General features: G+C 61.5%; 24 protein-coding genes and 1 tRNA gene. 6 read left to right on the top strand and 19 right to left on the bottom strand.

What is annotated here, in order from left to right; all coding sequences use genetic code 11:
• Window positions 1-159: 159 nt before the first annotated feature.
• From C2138_RS04980 to C2138_RS13605, 5 genes are all read right to left on the bottom strand, one after another.
• Window positions 160-1,293, bottom strand: a complete 1,134-nt coding sequence (locus C2138_RS04980) for an ABC transporter permease (RefSeq protein ID WP_108516006.1) — start codon at window positions 1,291-1,293, stop codon at window positions 160-162.
• Window positions 1,294-1,366: 73 nt separating this feature from the next.
• On the bottom strand, window positions 1,367-2,068 hold the full coding sequence (locus tag C2138_RS13940) for an ABC transporter ATP-binding protein (RefSeq protein WP_108518829.1): 702 nt from the start codon (window positions 2,066-2,068) through the stop codon (window positions 1,367-1,369).
• The gene (locus tag C2138_RS04970; RefSeq protein ID WP_159078143.1) at window positions 2,068-2,709 is read right to left on the bottom strand and encodes an efflux RND transporter periplasmic adaptor subunit; all 642 of its coding nucleotides are present in this window, start codon (window positions 2,707-2,709) and stop codon (window positions 2,068-2,070) included. The genes C2138_RS13940 and C2138_RS04970 overlap by 1 nt, the downstream gene beginning before the upstream one ends.
• 169 nt (window positions 2,710-2,878) lie before the next feature.
• Window positions 2,879-3,352, bottom strand: coding sequence for a hypothetical protein (locus C2138_RS04965; protein ID WP_108516003.1), 474 nt, complete (start codon window positions 3,350-3,352; stop codon window positions 2,879-2,881).
• A gap of 35 nt (window positions 3,353-3,387) precedes the next feature.
• Window positions 3,388-3,819 carry a hypothetical protein gene (locus C2138_RS13605; protein WP_159078142.1) on the bottom strand — a complete coding sequence of 144 codons (432 nt, stop codon included), beginning with the start codon at window positions 3,817-3,819 and terminating at the stop codon, window positions 3,388-3,390.
• A 299-nt stretch (window positions 3,820-4,118) separates the two neighbouring features.
• Between C2138_RS13605 and C2138_RS04960 the strand changes: the two genes are divergently transcribed.
• Window positions 4,119-5,371, top strand: a protein-coding gene (locus C2138_RS04960; protein WP_108515212.1) for an IS3 family transposase whose coding sequence is annotated in 2 segments (ribosomal slippage) — window positions 4,119-4,401 and window positions 4,401-5,371 — 1,254 coding nt in all. Because the reading frame shifts where the segments join, the coding sequence is not laid out codon by codon here.
• 244 nt (window positions 5,372-5,615) lie between these two features.
• On the opposite strand, the gene C2138_RS04955 is transcribed toward C2138_RS04960, so the two are convergent.
• The 3 genes from C2138_RS04955 to C2138_RS04945 form a co-directional block, all read right to left on the bottom strand.
• Window positions 5,616-6,275 carry an ABC transporter permease gene (locus C2138_RS04955; RefSeq protein ID WP_241961183.1) on the bottom strand — a complete coding sequence of 220 codons (660 nt, stop codon included), beginning with the start codon at window positions 6,273-6,275 and terminating at the stop codon, window positions 5,616-5,618.
• Window positions 6,276-6,718: 443 nt separating this feature from the next.
• On the bottom strand, window positions 6,719-7,351 hold the full coding sequence (locus C2138_RS04950; protein WP_108516002.1) for an ABC transporter ATP-binding protein: 633 nt from the start codon (window positions 7,349-7,351) through the stop codon (window positions 6,719-6,721).
• Between the two features lie 2 nt (window positions 7,352-7,353).
• On the bottom strand, window positions 7,354-8,439 hold the full coding sequence (locus tag C2138_RS04945; RefSeq protein ID WP_159078141.1) for a peptidoglycan-binding domain-containing protein: 1,086 nt from the start codon (window positions 8,437-8,439) through the stop codon (window positions 7,354-7,356).
• A 222-nt stretch (window positions 8,440-8,661) separates the two neighbouring features.
• Between C2138_RS04945 and C2138_RS04940 the strand changes: the two genes are divergently transcribed.
• Window positions 8,662-9,291 (top strand): hypothetical protein, encoded by a 630-nt coding sequence (locus tag C2138_RS04940; RefSeq protein WP_108515998.1) that lies wholly within the window; start codon window positions 8,662-8,664, stop codon window positions 9,289-9,291.
• A 142-nt stretch (window positions 9,292-9,433) separates the two neighbouring features.
• On the opposite strand, the gene C2138_RS04935 is transcribed toward C2138_RS04940, so the two are convergent.
• A tRNA-Pro gene (locus C2138_RS04935) sits at window positions 9,434-9,507 on the bottom strand.
• 246 nt (window positions 9,508-9,753) lie between these two features.
• On the opposite strand from C2138_RS04935, the gene C2138_RS04930 reads away from it, so the two are divergent.
• The 4 genes from C2138_RS04930 (at window position 9,754) to crcB (C2138_RS04915) (ending at window position 11,905) form a co-directional block, all read left to right on the top strand.
• A complete protein-coding gene (locus C2138_RS04930; RefSeq protein WP_108515996.1) occupies window positions 9,754-10,314 on the top strand; it encodes a hypothetical protein in 561 nt (186 codons plus the stop codon).
• A 177-nt stretch (window positions 10,315-10,491) separates the two neighbouring features.
• Entirely contained in the window at window positions 10,492-11,103 is a 612-nt protein-coding gene (locus C2138_RS04925; protein ID WP_108515994.1) for a universal stress protein, read from the top strand.
• On the top strand, window positions 11,100-11,531 hold the full coding sequence (gene crcB / locus C2138_RS04920) for a fluoride efflux transporter CrcB (RefSeq protein ID WP_108515993.1): 432 nt from the start codon (window positions 11,100-11,102) through the stop codon (window positions 11,529-11,531). Before C2138_RS04925 ends, crcB (C2138_RS04920) begins: the two co-directional genes overlap by 4 nt.
• Complete coding sequence (gene crcB, locus C2138_RS04915) at window positions 11,528-11,905, top strand: fluoride efflux transporter CrcB (RefSeq protein WP_108515991.1); 378 nt, start codon at window positions 11,528-11,530, stop codon at window positions 11,903-11,905. The genes crcB (C2138_RS04920) and crcB (C2138_RS04915) overlap by 4 nt, the downstream gene beginning before the upstream one ends.
• A 24-nt stretch (window positions 11,906-11,929) precedes the next feature.
• Here the strand turns inward: crcB (C2138_RS04915) and C2138_RS04910 are convergent, their stop codons facing one another.
• The 10 genes from C2138_RS04910 to C2138_RS04865 form a co-directional block, all read right to left on the bottom strand.
• Window positions 11,930-12,856, bottom strand: a complete 927-nt coding sequence (locus tag C2138_RS04910; RefSeq protein ID WP_159078140.1) for an urea transporter — start codon at window positions 12,854-12,856, stop codon at window positions 11,930-11,932.
• A gap of 2 nt (window positions 12,857-12,858) precedes the next feature.
• Window positions 12,859-13,959: a HoxN/HupN/NixA family nickel/cobalt transporter gene (locus C2138_RS04905; RefSeq protein WP_108515987.1), complete on the bottom strand. Its 1,101-nt coding sequence runs from the start codon at window positions 13,957-13,959 to the stop codon at window positions 12,859-12,861.
• An 18-nt stretch (window positions 13,960-13,977) separates the two neighbouring features.
• Window positions 13,978-15,021 carry an urease accessory protein UreD gene (locus C2138_RS04900; RefSeq protein WP_108515985.1) on the bottom strand — a complete coding sequence of 348 codons (1,044 nt, stop codon included), beginning with the start codon at window positions 15,019-15,021 and terminating at the stop codon, window positions 13,978-13,980.
• Window positions 15,018-15,653: an urease accessory protein UreG gene (gene ureG, locus C2138_RS04895; RefSeq protein ID WP_108515984.1), complete on the bottom strand. Its 636-nt coding sequence runs from the start codon at window positions 15,651-15,653 to the stop codon at window positions 15,018-15,020. Before ureG ends, C2138_RS04900 begins: the two co-directional genes overlap by 4 nt.
• Window positions 15,654-15,701: 48 nt before the next feature.
• Complete coding sequence (locus tag C2138_RS04890; RefSeq protein ID WP_108515982.1) at window positions 15,702-16,445, bottom strand: urease accessory protein UreF; 744 nt, start codon at window positions 16,443-16,445, stop codon at window positions 15,702-15,704.
• Between the two features lie 7 nt (window positions 16,446-16,452).
• Window positions 16,453-18,177 (bottom strand): urease subunit alpha, encoded by a 1,725-nt coding sequence (ureC, locus tag C2138_RS04885; RefSeq protein ID WP_108515980.1) that lies wholly within the window; start codon window positions 18,175-18,177, stop codon window positions 16,453-16,455.
• Window positions 18,177-18,605 carry an urease subunit beta gene (locus tag C2138_RS04880; RefSeq protein WP_108515978.1) on the bottom strand — a complete coding sequence of 143 codons (429 nt, stop codon included), beginning with the start codon at window positions 18,603-18,605 and terminating at the stop codon, window positions 18,177-18,179. The genes ureC and C2138_RS04880 overlap by 1 nt, the downstream gene beginning before the upstream one ends.
• Window positions 18,595-19,494, bottom strand: a complete 900-nt coding sequence (locus tag C2138_RS04875; protein ID WP_108515977.1) for a sirohydrochlorin chelatase family protein — start codon at window positions 19,492-19,494, stop codon at window positions 18,595-18,597. Before C2138_RS04875 ends, C2138_RS04880 begins: the two co-directional genes overlap by 11 nt.
• Before the next feature lies 1 nt (window position 19,495).
• Window positions 19,496-19,801 carry an urease subunit gamma gene (locus C2138_RS04870; RefSeq protein WP_108515975.1) on the bottom strand — a complete coding sequence of 102 codons (306 nt, stop codon included), beginning with the start codon at window positions 19,799-19,801 and terminating at the stop codon, window positions 19,496-19,498.
• 152 nt (window positions 19,802-19,953) lie between these two features.
• Window positions 19,954-23,475, bottom strand: a complete 3,522-nt coding sequence (locus C2138_RS04865; protein ID WP_108515973.1) for an FUSC family protein — start codon at window positions 23,473-23,475, stop codon at window positions 19,954-19,956.
• Window positions 23,476-23,488 lie beyond the last annotated feature (13 nt).

Below are 23,488 nucleotides of genomic sequence, written 5' to 3'. Positions count from 1 at the left end.
CTGAACGGGGCAACTTCCGAGTCAGGCGCCCTTCCAAGGCCAAGGCGCATGCCGTCCAGATGTACTCCAAGGTCATTGCCGAAGACTCGACAACTTCGAGGTAGGGAAATGGTGTCTCCACTGCCGCACGCCGAAGGCCCGGTACAAGCTCCGTAAAGCTCATTCTCGAAGCGCCAGCGCAACAGGCAGCCTGGTTGCCTTTAGCGCAGGAAGCACTGCCCCCAAGGCACTTGTGGTGAGCGCCGCAAGAACCCCAAGAACACATGCAAACCACGGAAACGTCGGTGGCAGGATGGATGAGGCCACAGGAATGAGCGCAGGTACGACCCAGAAGACTCCAACCACAGCTCCGACAATTGCTAGAAAAGCCACAACTATTCCGACTGCCAGTGATGCCCACATGACCTGAGCGAAGATATCCCGACGTCGGGCCCCGACGGCCCGCCGGACCACGAGTTCTCTGGAGCGCTCTGTGACTGAGGCGATTCCTACACTCGTCGTTGCCATCGCAGCGATGACGAGCACCAGCATTGCGCAACCGCCGAAGACCAACCGAAAAAACTCAAGCTGTGAGCGTACGCTTTCGACAGTATCTTTGCGGGTGGTTTCAGACGTCAGAATGAACCCGTTGTTGGAGGCAGCACTCTTGATTAAGGAGTCGACCCCAGCCTCATCGACCGTTGACGCGCGCACGCGAACTGTAGTCGGGGAGGTCACAAGTTCGCTCGGAAAGAACTGCAGCGCCGCTTCATATGGAGCGTATGCGATCGGCGACTGCTGCCCGTCAGCAACGATGCCTGTGACGGTGAATGCAGTCAAGCTCCCTTGCGGGCTCTGGGATACGTAGAACTGGCCTTCTCCAGGCACGCCGAGAAGCTCGGCCGCTGGTTGGTTTAATGCCAGGCTCGGCGGAAAAGGGTTCGCTCCAGGCAGCGAACCACTAACTACCGGTATACGCTGCATTTGGCTGATGTCTCCCAGCGTCCACTTCACTAGAAGCCCTGTACCACCGAGGTTGTCGTCTCGCTCCTGCCCGGTCAAGAACTTCATCGATGTCTGCGCTTGGAGCGCCACGTCTGCATCTTGGGGTCCGATGCGCTCGCTGAGCTCGCGGTAGAAAGCTGAGATACCTGCGGGGTCGATAGTCGAATCGAGCTTCGAGGCAGGCACGTCAACATCGTTTGAGTAGCTTGCCTCCAGTCCGTTGAGCTGCTCTTCCTGGGCCACCAGCATGTCAGCTGCGACCGAGTTCGTGACGGCAATTGCAACTACCCCGAGCACTCCGAGAAGCATGCTTACTGCGGTCACGACGTGGCGGGGCCAATTGCTTGCCAGGTCACGGAGACCAGTTCTGAAAGCGTTCACATTACCCCTTGCCCAATTTGGCCGGGTAGAGTCCGTTCGGATGAAGCTGAACAGCTCGATCCATAACTCGTGCGACCTCCGGGTCGTGAGTCACGACTATTAGGCACGAACCTGCGTGACGGGTCGCTCGCTGCAAAGCGTCGAGCACCTGGTTTGCAGTGTCACCATCTAGCGCCCCGGTTGGTTCATCGGCGAGCACGACTTTCGGTTCTCGCACTAGGGCGCGAGCTATTGCAACCCGCTGCTGTTCCCCTCCAGAGAGCCGCGTCGTCTTCTCTTTGGCCCTATCGGCAAGACCGACAAGCGCGAGAGAACTCATGACTCGGCTCCGAATGGTCAATTGCTTCACGCGAGACCCATATCGCAACGGGACTGCTACGTTCTCAAAAACGTTGAGCTGAGGCAAAAGGGAGTATGTCTGAAAGACAAAACCGACAAGTTCGTTTCGAAGCCTTGCCGCTGCAGTTTGGGAAAGCGTCGAAACATCGCGACCCCCGATACTTAGCCGCCCATTTTCGGGCTTCTGCATCAAACCCAGCGTCGACAGCAGCGTTGTCTTTCCAGACCCAGACCGGCCAACTATGGCAACGGACTCGCCGTCAACGACGGACAAATCTACTCCGTCATACAAGGTGCGCCGATCGACACCAATTGAAACTTGCGCGCTCAGCCCCCAGGCTTCGACAACCGCGGATGGGCGCATCATCCTAGTTTCGGTGCGAAAGACAGGACTTTGTCACCCACAGCTACGCCTTCCAATATCTCAATAAATGCACCGTCCGAGATGCCCAGCGTGACAGAGGTGCGTATGCGCTCATTCCCCCGAACAATCGTGACTTCCCCCTGGTTCGAAGATCCGCTTACAGCGCTCACCGGAAGGGCGACCACCGAGTCCCGTTGCCCGGTATTAATACCGACTTTCGCCGAAAGACCGGGTACCACCTCCGCCTCACGTGGCAAAAGACAGATCACACCAGCAGGTTCATCTGCAGCGACTGTCACTGCCGGTGCCAGCACGCAGTCAAGTCCCGCGGGTCCGGCGATTATATTCACCTTGCCATACACCGGCTCTTGATAGAGACGGAACAGTTGCTCCGGAGGAACAACAATCCGCACACCGTGCCCGGAATACGCGACTGACGCGATCGGAGTGTTCGCGGCGACGCTATCGCCAGTCTTCCTCAACTGTTCGATCAACATTCCGTCGGCTGGCACAACGATCTCGACTCCCCCCGCCGAGCCAATCGCAGCACCAGCAAGCAGGGTCGTTGCCGTATTCGGTCGCATCTCTATGACTCCATCGACTGGAGCGAACACTGAAATCACCGGGTTTGCTTCGACCACTCCATCAACTACCACTGTAGAGATAATCGTGCGAACGTCAGCGGTAGCCGTCGCCGATTGAGTCGGCGACCTGTCGGGGGTCGGTACCGCATCGTTGCTGCAACCGGTGAGTACCAGCGTTGCAGCAACGACGGCGGGTACGACGGCGCGCGAGAGTCTCATACGCCACTCACACCGCTGGGCAGTTGGTTGACACGAGCGACTGTATTCCAGATGGGTCACCTAGGCGTGCATCCTCTACGACCTTCGCGAAGACCGGATGGACACTAACCGGGTCGTAGTACTTCAGAAACGACTCAGTCTCCATGAACGCTGCATACTCATCTAGTGCTACCGCTGCTGCTTCGGCATCGCTGCCCACGTATCTCAAGTACTCTCTCCCCCATGCGCAGTTCCACGCCTCCAACCCAGTGAGCGTTCCATAGCCAACTTGGTATGAGCCCGGCTCGCCAGCGAATGGAGCAGGTGGGTACGTCTCACTCGCAGGAAGAACATAGGCCTGCGTCACCTTTAGATACTCCTCTTCGGCCCCTGCCACGTCTCGGAACTGCTCAGTTACTGGGACTTCCTCGTCCACAGCATCCGCTTCCGTGTTCGGTGCCGAACAACCTCCGAGGATGAGAAGGGCTACTGCGACCGCCATGAGTCTTGAGATTCTTACGATGATCCGATCCTTTCCTAGTGGAAGAGGTTTCCGCCCCAAACATTGTCACAAGTACCGTTCGAAGCAGGCATGGCCGCCACCATGCGGAACGCGGTGTTCACTACATATCCAGAGGGAAGCAGACTTCCAGTTGAGGGAAGCGTAGGGTCAGCCAAGACATCGAGGTTCACCCGCGGCTTGTAGCTATTCTCCGCGGGAATGTACAGGCCGACGTTCGTGTAGTTTCCCCCGTAAGTACTCCCTGCACTGTTCGTGAGAGTAATCGATATTCCACCAAGCTTGGTCAGATACCGAGTCGACGCATAGAGCGTCGGATAACTCAAACCTCCACAGTTAACTGCGCCCGAAACGGCACTTGTGACAGCCTGCGCCTGGGTGATGCCAGTGCCCGTTGCGAGCAAAAGGCCGATCGATGCGGCCACGAGTAGCTTGGAACGTTTTTTCACTTGGTGCTCCTTAAACTCTGTCGACCAGAATTTCCTGACAGATGTTCAGGCATTTGCACGAACCTAGCGGTTGCGTGTGAGTTTGGCAGTCCTCGGAAATGCCGACACGCGCCGTCCCCCGTTTTCTCGCTGGAACCTTCAAGGCCCCATCCCCTGGTTCGCGCGCAGAATATCGCAGGCCTCGACTAACCCACCTCGAGCCGCTTCTCCGCCCCAATGAGCCGGCTCAAGCTCCCTTCGATACGAACTGAATCGCCCCGGCATGTCCGGAGACAGAGTTCTTTGGAAGGATCTGTCTCATGGCACGACCCAGCAAATATCCGCGCGAGCTTCGTGAGCGCGCTGTCCGTATGGTCGCCGAGGTGCGCCCTGACTATCCGAGCGAGTACGCCGCGCTGAGCGCGGTCGCGAAGATGCTCGGCGTCGGCTCACCGGAGACAATCCGTCTCTGGTGCCGCCGCGCCGAGGTTGACACCGGGCAGCGTCCCGGGCTGACGACCGAGGCGCAGGCGGAGATCAAGAAGCTCAAGCGCGAAAACGCTGAGTTGCGTCGGGCGAACGAGATTTTGAAGGCGGCGTCAGCTTTCTTCGCGGCCGAACTCGACCGGCCACATCAGCGATAGTCGCCTTCATCGAGGCGCACAAGGACCGCACCGATGGCGGTTTGCGGTGGGGTGTCGAGTCGATCTGTTCCGTGCTCACTGAGCACGGGGCACGGATCGCCCCATCGACCTATTACGACGCCCGAGGGCGCGGTCCCTCGGCGCGCGTGCTGGCGGATGAACGGTGGAAGCAGATCATCTTGACCACCTGGCAGGCGCAGCGCCGGCTCCTGGGCGCCCGCAAGCTCTGGCTACGGCTCCGCCGCGAGGGGCACGACATCGCCCGCTGCACGGTGGAGCGACTCATGCGCGAACTTGGGATCGCGGGCGTGGTGCGCGGCAAGCGCCGTCGCCTGGTCGATATCGATCCGCGGGAGACCCGACCGGCTGACCTCGTCGACAGGCACTTCGCAAGGCTTCGAGTGAACCAGCTCTGGGTGGCCGATTTCACCTACGTGTGGACGTGGTCCGGCTGGGTCTACGTCGCGTTCGTGTTCGACGCGCACTCCCGCCGGATCCTCGGCTGGCGGGCGGCGACCAGCATGACGACGCCGCTCGTGCTCGACTGCCTAGAGATGGCGCTGTTCACCCGCCGCCGTGAGGGCGCCGACGACTTCACTGCACTGACCCATCACACCGATGCCGGCAGCGTCTACACCTCGATTGCGTTCACCGACCGGCTCGTCGAGGAGGGCATCGACCCCTCGGTCGGCTCCGTTGGCGATGCCTACGACAACGCCCTGGCCGAGTCGCAGATCGGGCTCTACAAGACCGAGCTCATTCATCACGAAGGCCCATGGCGAGACGTTGACCAGGTCGAGGCCGCAACCGCTGGGTGGGTCCACTGGTTCAACACGGAGCGCATCCACGGCTCGATCCACGACCTCACACCCGTCGAACTCGAGCACCTCGACTACGCTCTGACGGAACCTCTCGAACGAGCGGGCTGACACCAGTAATACGCTCTCCGGACATGCCGGGGCGATTCAAACCCCGCATAGACAACGGACGGTTCTGCACACCCGTGAGCACCACGATTGGAAACTTCTGAGGCTCACCAGACGCACAACGCCAAGGCGTCCAGACACCTTCTTCAACTTCAATGGGTCTGCAAGCGAAACGGCTCGAGGTTTCGGCCCTGCTTGTTCCGCGAGCTCGAACAGCTTCTTACTTTTGAAAGGTGCCGGTCATGGGTCACGGAACTCGCAGCTCGTGGATTGGATCTCGGCGCGCTGCGGCTACAGCCGGAAACACAGAAGCAAGGGTTGAAATCACTACTGCAAGTACCCCGATTGCGACTACGAAATCAGCTCCAGGAAGCGGATCCTCTCCTATCGCAACCACAACGAGCGCAGTTGCAGTCCCCAATATCGCTCCCACCAAAGACAAGAGTGCAGTTTGGCCCATTAGTAGTAACACGATCAGGCTTTGAGTCGCACCGAGCGCTCGACGGCGCCCAAAGTCCTTTCGTCGCATCATTACCAAACCAAAAAGTATCGCTCCAGTAAGAGCAGCCGAGATCACAAAGACAATAAACACAAGGCCTCGGCCAAAACTACCCAGCTCACCTTTCACTACGGCTCGAAGCTGAGCAAGGGTCTCACTCGTCGTTACTTTCACGCTGCTCACATCAGCTATGCCGAGGACAGACAACACAGCTTCCGATAAGGGGGCAACGAGATTGGGGCTCTCGGCAACGACAACAAGAATCGAAATCGGACCCGAATCATGCGAGGGCTGGGGTGCCAAGACTGCCGGTTCTAGAAAGCTCAGATAGTCAGGGACATAAACTTCACCAAATACCGTGTACTCCGAGTCGTTGAGACTGGATACCGCCCCAACTGTGTCGATCAACCCCAACAGGCGAAGGGCGTCCGAAGAGGCCCACGCACTCTGATTCGCAGAAACGGCGTGAGAGGGCAGCCCTATAACAGTTGCGTCGCCCCACATCGTTCGAAGCGGCACTCGAATCCCGTCACGATTTGACAGGCTAGTGACGTCGAGCGCCGGACCGAACCCACCCGCCCAACTTATGCCCTCTATCTCCGCCAGGCGGTCCAATACCGAAGAATCAAGCCCGGACTCTGGGTCCGCTCTAACAACGAGCGTTCGCGTCCCCGCAGAGTCAATTGTCGCCAGGACACGCTGCTCCGACCCGACAGTGCGGCCAGTCGTGAGCATTACAGTGGCGCACATCCCAGCGACGATGACAACGGTCACCAAAGAGGCCATTCGTTGAGATAGCGCCGACGCAAAAATTTCGCGAAACAGCCCGCGTGCTCTAACTAGGCCAGCCATCACAATTCAACCCGCCTAGTACATCTTGAGACCAGAACCGGATCATGAGTTACTACGATGACGACGTTTCCGGAGCGGGCATGCTCATGGAACGCTCCGATAACGAGATCTGCTGATAAGGGATCGAGATTGCCAGTCGGCTCATCGGCGAGCAGCACGTCGGGAGAATTAAGCAATGCTCGGCAAAGGGCGATACGCTGCGCCTGCCCACCGGACACCTGGCCCGGCTTCGCCAGTGCGCGCACACTGACTCCGAATCTCGACAACAAGTGCTCGGCCTTCGCGAGTGCTTCGTTCCTGGACATGCCAGCATAAAGGGCCGTCTCGACTACGTTGTCGAGCACAGTTCGCGTTGGGTCCAAGGCGGCATCCTGAAATACGAACCCAAACCGCTCGGCCCGAAGGGTCGCCCGCGCCGAATCGGAGAGGCGGGACACTTCCCGTCCGTCTAGCAACACACTCCCAGCAGTTGGCCGGAGCATCAACCCCAGTAGATACAGCAGCGTCGATTTTCCCCTGCCAGATGCCCCTGTGACCGCTACCACTTCCCCCGGGTCAAAACGAGCGTTCAAATCGACGATTACAGGATTCCCTGTGCTGTAGCAGAACGACACTCCCTCCACACACAGCATTATTAGCGCTCCATGCTCGCAGGCAAGCGAACCGACATCCCGAGTTGTACGCCTTCAACTACGCTCATGCCTTTCGCCGAAGCGACCACCACCACAGAGTGCCGAGCACCTGATCGATCGATGACGAACAGCTTGCCGCTGCCATCAGCAACCAACGATGCTGATGGCAATATCAATCCCTCGACCGTCTCCACTGTCACAATCCTTGCGGGGAGTAAGACCTCACCGGTAGGAGGAATAGATTCGCATGCGTCCGCGCAGATGGCCAAGCCTTCGCTGGCCGGTGAAAGCTCTACAAGCACGCTTCCTTGATCTGTCCACTCACGCTGGAATGTGAAGGCTGTCCAAGCGTCTCCGGCAGGTCCGTCTATTTTTACTAACGTACCTTCCGGCATTAGCGCCGCTTGTGCTTCCGTGACGGGGACGGAGAATGTTGGAGATTTCGGAAGCGCTCGGATTGCAGGTTCGTCTCCAACCAGAATCGCTCCCAGGTAAATCAGCTCGGAGTCAAGACTGATCCGGACTGGCAGACTTGGAACGAAAATAACGTCGCCGAGCATCACTACTCCATCGGCCTTCAGCCCAAGTGAAGATTGCCAGGCTCGTACCGCGCGCTCCGTGGTCACATCGAAGACGCCATCAACCGGACCGCGATACAGTCCGAGGCTGGCGAGTAACGTCTGCATCTGAGTCACATCAGCCCCAGTGTCGCTCCGACGCATGTGGCGAAACGAAGGTACTTTACCCTGCGCGATTACCACGGGACGTTGATCTACGAGATACAAAGCAGAACCTGCCACGACTTCTTGACCCTCCGTCACTGAGACTTCAGTCACGGTTCCTGCAGCCCGATTAGACGCAACCGGCACTTGCGACCACTGAGCTACAACATTGAGGCTCAACTCTGAACCGACTTTTCCTTGCGATACGTCAACGACGGTGAACTGACTCGCTTCAAGGTCTTCCTCAGGAACGGCTATGACTGTGGCAATCGCCCAGCCTGTCGCAGCACCGATCAGAAGAGCCCCAATTGCGATGATCGAGGCTAAAGCCCATCTTCGAGAGGGCCCGTTGGAGCGAAATGCCACTTGCCTTGTTTTGAACACCCTGCACACCTTTCGCGGCCACGGTCTGATCATTCGGAGCACCACCGCGCGCACTTTTCAATCCCTGGGAACAATATCGGCACTAGACAGCTTTGTCTTGACAATCTTTCACAAGTCCTGGGAAGCTCAGCTTGCTGGCCTGATGCTAGCGAATGGGCCGACTCTTAATCCCGTGCTTGGTGATTCAACTAGTTCTAGGAAAGCATGCAAAAGAAGCTGAGCGTTGCCGTTTTACTCATATCACTTGGTACCGCGCTTCTCCTCGGATGCAGCGCCAAAGCGGACCAAGAACCAGGTCATTCCGTCGCCCCATCACCCGAGGCCACTGCGGAAGACGAATGGTGGAATCTCGTGGTGTCTCAGCATCCAAACGCTCAGCGCCCGGATGTCGAACTGATCCGCTACGTGCAACCGAACGAGTCCGCAAGTGCGCAGGCAGATTGCCTGATCGCCGCAGGCTTCGTTAATACCACAGTCACTCCAGACGGCGGTGTTGTAACCGATTTTGGCTCAGCCGCGCAGGCAGAACCCTTCGCAATTGCTGGCTATACGTGCAGAGTCCAGTACCCTCTTGACCCCAAATACACTGCACCGCTCACCAACGCAGAGGTCATGTTCATCTACGACTACTTCGTCGAAGAACTCACCCCATGCCTAGAGTCCGAGGGATTCTCGGTGACCGCAGCCCAAAGTCGAGGCAAGTTCGCTGAGACGTATGAGTCCGGAACAGCGTGGCACCCCTACGAAGGCGTCATCGAGTCCACAACTACAAACGAGCAGTGGTGGTCTATCAACGCAAGATGCCCACAGATGCCAACCGACTTCAGAGATTAGGAGGAACAGAGCTTCGGGAATCGGTCGGCCGAGCGCATTCAACCCGTTTCAACCTCTCTGGAAACGACGAAATCCCTCCCGGCATCTGCCGGAAGGGATTTCGCTTTGGGTATTTGGGACGGTTTTTAGGACGACCCTTCGGTCGGGCTGACAGGATTTGAACCTGCGACCCCCTGACCCCCAGTCAGGTGCGCTACCAAGCTGCGCTACAGCCCGTAATCCTCATTCGGCCGCTCACTGACTCAACGAGCGGTTCGTCCGAAGACAACTTGACAATAATAGCGCGAACTTCGCAGCCCGTTTGCCACTCACCTCACCCCGGGCGCGTCCGCCCCTATTCCGGCATGTGCCTGCCGAGGATCCCGGCAGCGCAGCCCCGCGGCCACTCCTAGCCAGTTCAGAGCTTTCGTCAGTAGTGTCCTCTGAAATACCGGCGCTGCGTCGTTTCATTCGGAGGAAGTCATGCCTCGTTCAACATCAACCGCCCGCACGAACATTCCGCTCATTGTGTTGTGGGCCGCATCCATCGCCGTCGTGGTGATCGGCTACCTCGTGACGACCATGGCCATCACCGCCCAGACCGATCTTTATGGGGCGGGTTCGCAGGATGTTCAGGCGCTGTTGAACGGCCAAGCCGGCGTGACGATGGGCACCACCCTGTTGGGTGTCGGGGTGCTCGGAATCCTCCTCGCGCTCGCGGTGCACGCCCGCAACGCCGCTGAGCGGGTGCGGCCCGTCGCCAACGGTTACGACGATGACCTCGACCTCGACAGAGAAGACGAGCCGGGACGACCCGCCGCCCATGCTGCCTCCACGCATGTCGCAACGAACCGATCCACCGGTCCAGCATCCGCAACCGGCTCAGCATCCGCAACGGGCGAGCAAGTCCCGGTGGCGCCCGGGGCGGTGGAGCCCACCGTTCCACCCTCGGTCGCTCCCGCCGCACCCCCGGCTGGTTCGACACCAGCGGCCGACGAGACTCCCCCGGCAGACCCCGGGGCAACTCCGCCCCCACGGCCCTAGCGGCCACGCCCCTTCCGACGCCGAGCGACCCCGCCGTTCGGCGCCGGAACCCGCGCCCGCGTGCCGCCCGCCACCAGCTCGCGAACACATCCAATCAACGGGCCCCTCCAGAACGCGCAGGCTTCTCCCACCCGCGGCGGCCTGTAACGCAGTGCGGGGCGGTAGTAGCTTCAACACATGGGCACTCACACCGAATCCCCGCGAGCTCGTCCGGTGATCGTCGGATTAACGCCGGATCAACCTCCCCACGTTGTGCTGCAGGCGGCACGCTTCGCGGCACAGTTCGGCACCGACCTGGTCTGCGCACATGTGAACCCCGGCCGATTCGTGAGAAGCGAGTCAGACGACGGCACGGTGGAGACTGCTTCGCTAGACCCCGATTTTGCCGACGAACGCGAAACGACGTTTCACGAGCCCCTGGCCGACAGCATCGCCCAGGTTCTCACGGGAAGCGAGGTCGGGTGGCGCACGCTCACCCTGGCTGGGGACGTGACCACCGCTCTTAGTCGACTCGCCGACACACTCGACGCGTCGATGATCGTGGTCGGCAGCCACGAGGGCTCCCTCGGCGGCACGATTCAAGAATTTTTCGGGCGGTCTGTGGCCGCAACCCTCTCGCACCAACAGCCTCGACCCGTTGTCGTGATTCCCAGCAAAGCCCCGCCTGCAACTGAGCGTGGGGCACCCGGGGATGCTCGCACGACGAATGCCTCAGGAGGTGACCGACAGGAGACGTCGCCAGCCGATCGGTCGGGCCTGCAATCAGGCGGCGACGAGGCCACACCGTGAGCACCACATCTCGAGCCCCCCACCTCTCGTGGGGGCCAATCGCCCTCGTGGCTGTCGGAGGAGCCTTCGGAGCCGCAGGCCGTGAAGGTGTCTCCCTGGCCATCCCCAATCTCGGTGACGTGCCGATCGCTATCCCCGTTGTCAACATCATTGGGGCGTTCCTTCTGGGCTACCTCTATGAGGCGGTGACACGCCTCGAGGCCACGCCGGCCAAGAATCTCAAGCTCCTGCTCGGCACCGGCTTCTGCGGCGGTTTCACGACCTACAGCTCCCTTGCCACCGACACGGCAGTCCTATTTCGCGACGACCACGCGTGGTCGGCCATCGGCTATGCCCTCGGCACCGTGATCATCGGCGCTATTGCCACCTGGCTGGGCATTCTCATTGCCAGCGCCATCAATAACAGCCGAAGCAAGGCCACCTCATGACCCCGCTCATTTTTCTCCTCCTCGCCCTCGCAGGCGGCGTCGGCGCGGCCGTGCGGTTTCTTGTCGACGGCCTCATCCGTTCCCGCCTCAAAACGGCCTTCCCATGGGCGACGACAATCATCAATGCCTCCGGCTCCCTCGTTCTGGGGTTTCTCACGGGGCTCGCGACGGTGCATCTGCTGCCCACCGATTTGAGCATCGTGATCGGCACGGGTTTCTTGGGCGGGTACACGACCTTCAGCACGGCAAGCTACGAAACGGTGCAGCTGATTAAACAAAAGCGCTACGGTTTCGCGTTCGTGAGCGGGGTCGTCATGCTCGTGATCTGTGTTGCCCTTGCGGTGCTCGGCCTCTGGATCGGGACCTCGATCTAACACCGCCGGGGGCTGAGCACCGTATCAGGTGCGCTTCGCCGCCGGGATGTAGTGGGCGATGATCAAGAACACCCAGGTCGTGAGGATGTAAGGCCACGTGTAGGTGGCCACGTCGAGTCGGTGCATGAACAGGGTGACGAGGGCCGTGACAATCGTGCCGATGACGGCAAGGATCCACGAGAGCGAGCTGCTCTTGAGGAACGTGACCGAGAGGGCGATCGCCGTGAGCACACCCGAGTAGCCGGCGAGACCGTTTGCGGTTTCGGTGAGGGTCTCCCCCAACGCCAGCGCGCACAGGCTGCCGACAACACTGCCGAGCACCGCGGCAATGCCTACCTTCCAGCTGGCCACAAAGAGTCCGAGCAGGATGAGCGCACCAGCCCACGCGTTGTCGATGAGCACCACCTGCGAGACGTTGGTGAGCAGCGACCGCAAGAATCCCAGCCAGACCGAGTCTGCCGTTTGCTCGGGAGCCGCGCTCACATGCAGCGGCACCGTCGTGAGCAGGATGCCCGTGGCCACGATGCAGAACGGAGCAGTGGTCGACGGCAGCGAGTACACCTTGAGCGCCGTCTTAGTGAACAGCCACACCACAAGCCAGGTGACGGGTGCGGTGATGATGCCGCCGACGATGGCGATGGGATAGGCCGCGGCCTGGCCGCCCACAATAGAGAAGGTGGCGGCACCTACCAACGCACCGCAGAACCCCTGCAACCCCGAGACCACATTGTCGCGGGGCGCACCCATGAGCCGACCCGTCACGGTGCCGGCGGCCGCTCCCAGGAGGACCAGCACCGCCATCCGCCAGTCTGCAACGACGAATGCCGCCAGGATGAGCAGGGCCGTCCAGATATTGGATTGAAAGAAGATCTGCGAGAGACCCTGCCCGATTGCAAGAAACCAGTTGGTGTCGGCTCGGTCTTTGGTCTGTGCTGCGCTCGTGCTTGACATGATTACCCTCCGTCGCGTGAGGTGATTCCTGGCGCAGCGGGCCCCGAGGCACCGCCAGACCAACGCTCCTCGATCCGGCCAAGCTTCCAGTAGGCCGTCGAGAAGATCCACGCCAACAGCAGGGTGCCGACGATGATGTACCCCACGTTCTCGAGATCGATGCTCGCGACCCATCCCGTCACGGGATCGGTGAGGCCCATCTTCTCGTTGAGAAGTCCGATCAGTTCGATGCCGCCGATGACAACGGCGATCATGACGGAGATGCCCGTGACCGTGAGGCTGTAGTAGACCTTGCGGATGGGGTTGATATTCGCCCACGCGTAGGCCTTGACCATGGCCGTGGAATCCAGGGTGTCAAAGAGACTCATACCCGCGGCGAAGATGATGGGCAAACAGAGCACCGCGTACCAGGGCAGCCCGGTCGCCGCTCCCGTGCCGGCGAGAACCAACAGTGCGATCTCGCTTGCGGTGTCGAAGCCGAGCCCGAAGAGAAAGCCGACCATGTACATCTTTCCCGGCCGGTCGATGGTCTTCATCATGGGTCCGAGAATCTTGGAGATAAAGCCGCGGCCCTCCAGGTGTCTGTCGAGTTCACCCTCGTTGAGGGTGCCGGCCTTCGAGGCCTTCCACACTCGGTAGATGCCCACGAACGCCACCGCGTTGATCAGGCCGATGAGCAGCAGGAACACCCCGGAGACCATCGTGCCGAAGACACCGAGCGCGTTGCGCACATCATTGCCGTCGGCGGTGAGGCCAACCGCCCAACTCACACCAAGGGCGAGAAGCGCCGCCATGAGAAACACCACAGTGGAATGACCAAGGGAGAAGAACAGCCCGACACCGACGGCGGGTTTCTTAAGGTCCACGAGCTTGCGGGTGGTGTTGTCGATCGCCGCGATGTGGTCGGCGTCGAACGCGTGCTTCACCCCCAGCACGTAGGCGGTAACGGCGATCCCGACGCCAAATACCGTCGAGCCCAGCTCAAGATGCTGCGGCTCCACGAGAATAAAGAACACCCCAAAGCCCACAATATGGATGAGCAAAACGGGAATGAACGCCATGATGATCTGCGCCACATACGACGGTTGTTTCTTCATCTCCATTGCCCTTCTCACAGTGGTTCAGCTCTTTCGGATGTTCGGAGCCGGCGTGCCCAGCACAAACGTGTGGGCGGCAGCGGCCACAGCGGTGCTGGCCCGCGCGACGGCCACCGTGTCGTTGCCGACGAGCCGCATCCACACGCCGGCGTCAGAAGGCAATGCGCTTACGCCGTAGATGAGGGATGCCTCGCCAAAGGGCTCCAGCGCGCCGAGCAGAGCCTCGGCGAGCGCCGGCACCGTGGCCGCATCGGCAACAAAGACGTAAAGCATCGCGAGCACATCGTGGTCGGCAAGAACACCGAGGCCATCAATGCCCCCGGCTGAAGGGCTCAGCCGCACCCGGTCAAGCGCCACGAGCGCACCGCTCGGCCTGCGCACCTCGAGGTCGGAGGCATACACGTCGTAGGCGTGCCGCTCCTCCCTGGCCAGCCGCCCCGCGTAGATGGTCTCGCCCACCAGGAGAGTGGCCGTCTCATCGAGCACGACGGATGTTTGCTGATACATGCGCGACCGCTCAAACGGAATGACCGGGTCGGGCAGGTACTCAACGTGTGCGCCCCTCTCAACAGTGAGGTTCATGAGCGAGGTCGCGTAGTCGCTGTCCATCTTGTAGATCTTGCTTGCGGCCTGTGTCGTGACGTGGGCTGAGGTGTCGGGCCCGAACCTGAGGTCGGTGCGCAGCCGGTCGCCCTGCAGAATGCCACCCCCGGTGGAGGTGAGATAGACATACGGCATGTCGGGCCGCTCGAGGTTGAAGTAGAGGGGCCTCATAATCTGCAGCGGCGACTTTTGGTAGTGCCGCATCAGCTGCGTTGTGCCGTCGTGAAGTTCGAAGTCGAGCTGCAGGACTCCCACTTTGCCCGGGCTGCCCACCGCGAGGGTGCCCGGTCGGGATGAGAACTGCATCACCTCCTGCGGCACCCTCTTCGGTTCATAGAACTCGGGCTGCAGCCGGTAGCCTCCGTGGCTCTCGGGCGGGGCGGGCACCGGCAGCACTCGCACCTCGGCCGGCCCACGCTTGCTGCCGGTCTCCTTCACCAGTGCAGCCGCACCGGGGGCTGTCATCCTACGAGCTCCGCTTCGGCGTCGCTCCACACCTTCATGATCTGGCGGTGCAGCTCTTCGAGGCCCTCCCCCGTGAGGGAGTTTGTGAGCACAACAGGCTTGCCTCCCCTCACCCGATGCGCGTCACCCTCCATCACGTCGAGATCGGTGCGCACGTACTGAGCGATGTCGATCTTGTTGATGACGAGGATGTCTGATTCGGTGATGCCGGGACCCCGCTTGCGAGGCATCTTCTCGCCTTCTGCCGTGTCGAGCACGAACACGAACACATCGGCGAGCGCGGGCGAGAACGTGAGCGTGAGGTTGTCGCCGCCCGACTCGTAGATCAGCGTGTCGATGTCGTTGAACCTCTCGAGCATCTCGGCCCCTGCAGCGAGGTTCATGGTGGGGTCATCGCGCACTGCCGTGTGGGGGCACGCGCCCGTCTCCACCCCGACGACGCGGTTGGGGTCAAGAATGCCGTCGAGTTCCCTTCGCACGTGCTGCGCATCCTCCTGGGTGTAGATGTCGTTGGTTATGACCCCCGGCGTTCGGCCTGCGGCAATCAGGATGGGCACGAGTGCCTCTGTCAGCGCGGTCTTGCCCGACCCGACCGGGCCGCCGATTCCGATTCTCAATACGTTGTCGCTCATGGTTATTCATTCCTCTTCGGTTCGACGTGGTTGTGATGTCTGCTTCGGCTAGCTGGCAAAGAGCCTGGCCTCTGCCCGTTCGTGCTGGGCAGACATGATGTCGGCTACCGGGGCGCAGCCGCCCAGGTCGTCGAGGTCTCGCGCCACCGCATCCAGCGCCGCCCGTTCGATGTCGGGGGCGATGGCATGCAAGACGACCTGCGCCTGGCGGTGGTCGGTGAGGCGCAATCGCAGCGCAGCCCCCACAAAGCTCACGGCAAAGGCAAAGAGGTCGGATGCGACGGCGCGTTCGGTGGTCACGCCCAGTGCCGCATAGATCACGGCGGTCGCGACGGGCTGGCACCCCGGCGTGCTCCGCGCCGACACCCGGCGCGCGTAGTCGTCGATGCTCCCGACCCCGTCGAGGCTCCCAGCACCGTCGATTTCTCCTACGCCCTGGCTCTCTTCGATCACCTCACGGGCGAGGTCGGTGAGCTGATGACCGCTGCGCACCGAAGCCCGGCGCATCTCTGCGTTGAGCTTGGAGGCGAAGAGGCGCTCATCGACCTCCTGCACAGCATCCCAATCGCGCCATTGTGCCGCCCGGTGGGCCACGGCGAGCGCCGTGGCGTCTCCGGGCCCCACCGAGTGAGCAAGCAGGTCGGCCAGAAGGTTCTTCACGTCGCCGCGAGCAACCAGCTGCGCCTGGCTGTAGCCCTCAAGGCCGTGCGACATCGTGTAGAAACCACTGGGGAACGCCGAGTCTGAGAACTGCAGACTCGTCAGCAGCTGGCGCAGTTCCGAAGCAACCATCTCTGCCTCACGCGAGAAAGAACAGCTGGGTACCGGGCAGCGACTGTGCCGGCTCGATCGTTGCGGCGACACCGTCATAGGTCACCGCATACGTCTCGGGGTCGACATCGATCACCGGAGTGGCACTATTGCGCACCATGTTCGCCTTGCCGATCATCCGGGTTCCCTTCACCGGCAATATCTCGCTCTCAAGGCCGAGCAGTTCAGGCACGCCCTTGGCGATTGCCGCCTGCGACATGAACGTGATGCGCGTACTGCGCTGGGCCTTGCCAAAGCCACCAAATCCTGGCCGGTAATACACAGGCTGCGGTGTTGGCAGCGACGCGTTGGGGTCGCCCATGAGTGACCAGTTCACCAACCCGCCCTTGACGATGAGCTTGGGCTTGATGGCAAACGAGTCAACGGGCCACAGCACGATATCTGCAACCTTGCCGACCTCAAGCGAGCCGATGTAGTCAGAGACTCCCTGGGCGATCGCCGGGTTGATGGTCACCTTGGCCAAGAACCGAAGAACCCTGAAGTTGTCGTTGTCTGGCGAATCCTCGGGCAGCTTGCCCCGCTGGTCCTTGCAGTGGTGGGCGATCTGGAACGTGCGCAGGAACGATTCACCGATGCGGCCCATCGCCTGCGAGTCCGACGACACGATCGAGATCACGCCTTCGTCGTGCAGCACGGTTTCTGCCGCGATCGTCTCGGCGCGCACCCGCGAGTCGGCGAACGACACGTCTTCGGGGATGTCATGCGAGAGGTGGTGGCAAACCATAACCATGTCGAGCAGCTCATCCACCGAGTTGACGGTGTAGGGCAGCGTGGGGTTGGTCGACGACGGGAGCACATTCGGATGCCCTGCCGCCTTGAGGATGTCGGGAGCGTGCCCGCCTCCCGCACCTTCTGTGTGGTACGTATGGATGGTGCGACCGTTGATCGCATCGAGCGTGTTCTCCACGAAACCCGACTCGTTGAGGCTGTCGGTGTGCACCGTGATCTGGATGTCGTACTTGTCGGCGACGTCGAGCGCATTGCTGAGGGCTGCGGGAGTCGTTCCGTAGTCTTCGTGAACCTTGAGCCCGGCGGCGCCCGCCTCGATCTGATCGATCAGGGCCTGCGGCAATGAGCCGTTTCCTTTGCCGGTGAAACCCATGTTCACGGGCATTCCTTCGGCTGCCTCAAGCATGCGATGCAGGTTCCACACACCGGGGGTGGTGGTGACTCCGTTGCTGCCGTCGGTCGGCCCGGTGCCGCCGCCGAACAGCGTGGTTATCCCGTTGGAGAGCGCAGCTTCGGCCTGCTGGGGCGAGATGTAGTGCACATGGGCGTCCATGCCGCCCGCCGTGGCGATCAGATGCTCTCCAGCAAGCAGTTCGGTTCCGGGTCCCACCACAAGGTGAGGGTCGACCCCGCTCTGAGTGTGGGGGTTCCCCGCCTTGCCGATGCCGGCGATCTTGCCATTGCGAATGCCGATGTCCGCTTTGATGACGCCAAGAATCGGGTCCAGGATGATCGCATTGGTTATGACGAGGTCGAGCACGCCTTGCGCATCGGTCGCCTGAGGGTCGGCGGCCATGCCATCCCGGGCGGTCTTTCCACCGCCGTAGACGACCTCGTCGCCGTAGTGCCCCTCGGCGTAGTCCTTCTCGATTTCGATGACGAGGTTCGTGTCAGCGAGCTGCACTCGATCACCGACCGTGGGGCCGAATAGATCCGTGTATTGCTTGCGCGAAATGATAGCCATCACTTCTTTCCCTTCTTGGCTGCCCCGGTGGAGGGTGAACTCTTGTGCGCCTGCGGTTTGCCGTTCTTGAAGCCGAGCTCGTTCATCCGCGCTATGGCACGAATCCGCGTGTCCTCGGAGTCCAGACCGCCGTTGACCAGATTGTTGAAGCCCACGAGGTGGCGTGTGCCCGCGAATGCGGTGAGCGTTACCTCTTTGGTGTCGCCTGGCTCAAATCGCACGCCGGTGCCGGCAGGGATATCAAGGTGCATTCCATACGCCCTCTCGCGCTCAAAGAGCAGGGCCTTATTCACCTCAAAGAAGTGAAAGTGTGAACCCACCTGAACCGCGCGATCACCCGTGTTACTCACGGTGAGGGTCACGCTGTCTCGCCCAGCGTTGATCTCAATCTCTTCGGTTTGGTGGTGGTACTTGGGGCTACCTAGCATGGTGAGTTCCTTTCGCATACGGCGCGCGGTCGTGCGCCTGATCGAGCGAATCGTCGTACGAATCGTGATGGTGCTGATGGGTCTGATGACTGTGGTTATGGGTGTGGCCATTAGCGGCCGCATCAAACGCATGGGAATGCGCATATCCGTGACCGTGGTCGGCCATCAGGCCAGCCTCGATACCGTCGTCGCCATGGGCGAGTCGGTGCAGAGCATCACCGATCCGCTGGTGCACAACGCGCACCGCAGCGTCCTCCGACATGAGAGGGCCATAGAACCGCACGCTCATGCCCTCCGCGGAGGGCAGCGGCGCCCTCGCTTCTCGTTGAAAGCCCGCTGGCACAAGCACTGCCTCGGCAAACCCCAGGCGCCGCACCCTATCGATCGCGGTCGCCAATCCGTCGTGACCGTCATCGATCGCAACCTCGACCTGGTTTCCTGCGCCGTGGGTTCTCACCAGGTGAGCGATGCGAAAGAGCTCGGCATCGTCGAACGGATTGGCCGCATCCGCCGTGATAACAACAGCGGCCTCTGGCGCGCTCGCCCGCACCACCGTGGCGGCGGTGCGCAGCCAGGCTGCCAGGTGGTCGAGGGTCCCGAACGATTCAGACAGCGCGAGCCTGCCCGGGTTCTCTCGGGCAAGCCAGGTGAGAGTCTTCGCCGTGTCAGCGACGAAACTCGGATCCCGCCCGAATGTGATGGGCACCACCACAACGGATTCCGCTCCTCGCATGAGCAAGCGCGAGGCTGCGTTGTTGAGTGGCCTCCCCGCAGCCGAAACCACGGCAGAAGGCACCCGGTCCCCGAGGTTTCGCACATCCATCCCGTTGGCGCTTTCGTGGCCACCGACCAGGATGACAGATGCGGAGCCGCTAGCGGCCGTGGTCATGTCAGGCGCTAATCGGGTCGTGGCACGAAACAAGCTTGCTGCCGTCGGGGAACGTCGCTTCAACCTGAAGAAGGGCTAGTCGCTCCCGCACCCCGTCCATACATTCGGCCTGGCTGACAACGGTTTTGCCGAGCTCCATGCACTCGGCGACGGACTTGCCGTCGCGGGCACCCTCAAGAATCGCCTCCGAAATCAGAGCCTGCGCTTCGCTGAGATTGAGCTTGGTGCCGCGGTCTCGCCTCTTTCGTGCCAGATCCGCAACTTGATAGACGTAGAGCTTGTCGATTTCTCGTGGAGTGAGATTCATACTGTCCCCGTGTTTCTCGAACTGTCTGCCGGTTGGAGACCCCGACCGGGTGCCGCACATGGGAAACATACGCCGGCTCCGACCCCGGAGATGCGACTCCCAGCTACTCGCACCCAGCAGTCATGCAACCCTCAGGAACCGAGCCATCGTCGCTACTTCTGGGCACGGCGCCACCACACCTCGGCGGCCTGCGGAGACGCGTCGTTGACCATGAGCGCAACCGTCTGATTTGCTCGCGCTAGGGCACGCAGCGCCGCCTCCGCCTCGCGTGGCTCTGCATCGTCTCCCAGATCGTCGAGCCCGATGTCGGCATCAGCAGGGCCCACTGATTGCCCACGGAACACGCTGAGCAGCGCGGCGAAGTTATCTCGAGTCGCCTTCTCCAACTTCTCCCACTGCTCGACCGTGAGCTTGGCTTTGGCCGTGCGCCCCTGCTCGGCGGATGCCACAAATTGGCGTGTGTAGTAGAGAAGCTCCCAGAACCCAGTGAGCTGCGTGTCGATGCTGCCAGGGTCAAATTTTCCGAGTCCATGGCGCAGCGGCGTAGCGGTGACCTGCAGGTCCCGCAACTGCTCGGTCATCCTGATCTCGATCTTCGAAAGCCTGTCGACATCCTCGGCGGTGAGCGACGTCGCGTGCTTCCACATGTCGAGTGTTTCTGTCGTGATCGATTCGATCGTCTGCGCGAGCTTCTCCGCCTGCGTGGCGTACTTGGTGCGCGTGCGCGTCGGCAGCACGAGCGCGGCGATCACGAGGGCCACGACGGCTCCGATGACTGTCTCAAGAATGCGCACCCCTATGGCCTCTGTGCTGAGCCGCCCCATGAACTCATACAGCTGGGCGAACATCATCGTCTGCCAGAACGTGGTGAGGGGCGACGATGCGGAGCGGAAGAACACCGTGCCGAACACACAGACTGCGAGCACAGGCAACAGGATGGCGGGGTTTGGCCCGGCGAGAATGGCTATGCCGAATCCAACCGTTGCCCCTGCAATCGTTCCGACGATCTTTTGGGTGCCCTTGACGAATGTTTCGCCGTCGCTGCCCCCGATCGCTTGGTACGCAGGCATTGCAGCCCAGAACTGATGCGTAGAAGACACGAACGACCCCAAGAAAAGGGCGATGCCGGTAGAGAGCCCCGCCTGGATGGCCCGTCGCCAGATGGGCGCAGTGTCCGCTTGGGCTGGGCCCGCAGCAACGGTTCCCCGCGCGCCCGACTGGGTCACTGAATGCGCGCCGGGGGCATCGGCGGCACCCGAGGTGGTGGCCGGGTTCGTCGTCTCTGTAATCTGCGAGCCATCGTCGCTGAGCTCTTCGCCCTCATCATTCGCTGGGTTATAAACGAGGTCATCCACCCGCGCCCAATACAGCGCATCGCTCGCCCGCTGCAGTTCGAGAGCAGCGGCCACCACGCGCCTCGCCGGTTGCGGCCAGCGCTCCACTGTCTCGCGCGGGGGCAACGCCTGGGCGATTGCTTGCACCGCCTCCGCCTCCGCGGTCTTCCGGTCCTCTTTGGGTGACGACCCGAGATCAGTCGAAATGCGAACCCACGCTGGCCGATCGGGATAGCTCCTGATGTGCTTTTGCAGCGTCTGCAGCACGCCGGCAAGGTGAGCACGAACCGTGATGGGGATGCCTGCGCCCGTCGCGTGCCTGGCGGCCTCCCCCAGGTTAACCAGTCCCAGTTCTGCATCGTGCAAGCGGATGCGCAGGGCATTCGCCTGCTCATGCGTGAGCCCAATGTCAGGGTCGTCCCCCGTGAGCTGGCCCGCCAGGAACGCAGCGGTGTGATGCGTTTGCTTCATCTCGTTCCGGGTGCGCCGCACGAGGTCGGGATCCCACCGGGCGGCAGAAACAGTGTCGATGAGGGGGTCGAGGGAGCGCACAAGGCGCCGCTCGAACGCAGCGACTCCGCCCCTGACGAGCCGCGCGTGGGCTCCCCTGTTGGGGATCATTTGAATCAGCACCGAGCTGAGCACGCCCGTGAGGGCGGCGATCGAAAACGGCACGAGTTCGCTGGCTTGGAGGTGCAGCAACAGTGTGAAGTAATAGGAGATGAACAGTAGCTGGCCCAGGGCGGCGAACCGTGGACCCAGCAGCGCAGCGCCGACTCCGACAAAGGCGAGAACGGCCACGACGATGGTCGAGACGACCGGGTCAGATGCGAAGAGTCCGTTGAGAGCGAGTGCAAGCACGATAGGAATCACCGTGATGAGCGAGGCTAGCCGCTTGATTCCGTGCGCGCCTCCCCCCGAGGCTCCCCCGGTGAACATCGCAATGACTCCTCCGAAGACCGCGGCGGGCATCGGCTCCAACCCGAACGCTGGCAGCCCGACCGCGAGAATCGCCACCGCAAGGGCGGCCGACATCAGTGCCCGGAGCGCACTGATGAGCCGAGAATACCCGGGGTCGATCAGGGTGGCCCTGCTCCTGATGAACTCGGCGATTCCCCACCGCTGGCTGGGCGGCTTTTCTTCAGGAGCAGGGGCGAGCACAGCCGTCGGCGCCGCCTCGCTCGGATCTGAATAGACAGGCTGATAGTCGAGATCGCGGGCAACCGCAGAAGTGAAACGATCGGCCTTGTAGGCGAAGGGCAGCCATTCGAGGTAGCGGTCGTAAGCCTCCCTCATATCTTCAAAAGGTAGCGCGCCGACCAGTTCTGCCATATCGATAGTGATGACCGCAAACTCCCGCACCCACGGATCGCCGCTATCCGATCGGCGCACCCTCCCCCGCGGGGGCCGCTGCCCTGCCTCCCGGCCAAGCGCCTCAATCTGCTGCGTGAAATCCGCTCTGCTCACCGTCTCGGGGACATCCGAGTTCGTCCATCGCAGAAGGGGATGCATATACCCCTGAAACCCCTCGAACTGTTCCGTCAGGAGCAACAGGGCGGGCTGCTTAGTGGAGGGGTGCGAGGCTGGCAGCCCCCAGCGGAGCGCGCCGATCGTGCCCACGAGCATCTGCAACGAGAATGGCAACGAAAAGGTGTCTCGGCCGCTTTGAAAGTAATAGGCGGCGTGGTGGAGCCGAAGCCCGTCGGTATAGGCACCGAAGCTGTCGAAGATGCCTTGCAAGTGGGAGTCGAGCCCGTTCTCCTGTCCATCGGGAAAGTACGGCTTGAGACTCGTGACCGGCGTGCCGACGGCCCTCACCGGGCTGTAAAACTGCGTCGAAAGTGATCGCAGGCTTGAGACGACGTCGTAGACGCCGAACAAGAACGTCAGCACGAGCGACAGCAGTAGAACACCGGTGAGGGTCTCGAGAATCGATAGGGCGCTGAGCAGATCAGTGTTCGGCGTGAGCTGCGATGTTCCCACCGTCGCTAGCTGCGCTGCGCTGAAGTAGACGGCGGCAAAGAGGTCCGGATGCTGGCCCGAAAAGAGAAAATTCTTGCCCTCCATGGACCCGAAGTAGATCAGTCCGTAGCCGAGGATGGTGCCGCCAACCCATACCGCCACCGTCACGATCAGCTGCAGTCCGGTCACCTGACGGAGGACCACGGGCCGCCACCGGCGCGCGATCCGCCTCGTGAACATCCGGGTGAGCGACCATTGCCACCGCGCGAGTCGCCCGGCCACGAACCCAGCCTCGTCGTAATTGAGCGCGGTGAGAAACACGTCGAGGAGGGTCAGCACCAAGACGAGGATTCCGAGCGCAACCCAGACGGCGTCCACGCGCAGAGCATAG

Source organism: Salinibacterium hongtaonis (genome assembly GCF_003065485.1).
GTDB classification, from domain to species: domain Bacteria; phylum Actinomycetota; class Actinomycetes; order Actinomycetales; family Microbacteriaceae; genus Homoserinimonas; species Homoserinimonas hongtaonis.
Note: the sequence above shows the minus strand (reverse complement) of the source record. Positions and strands in the feature narration are given on the sequence as shown.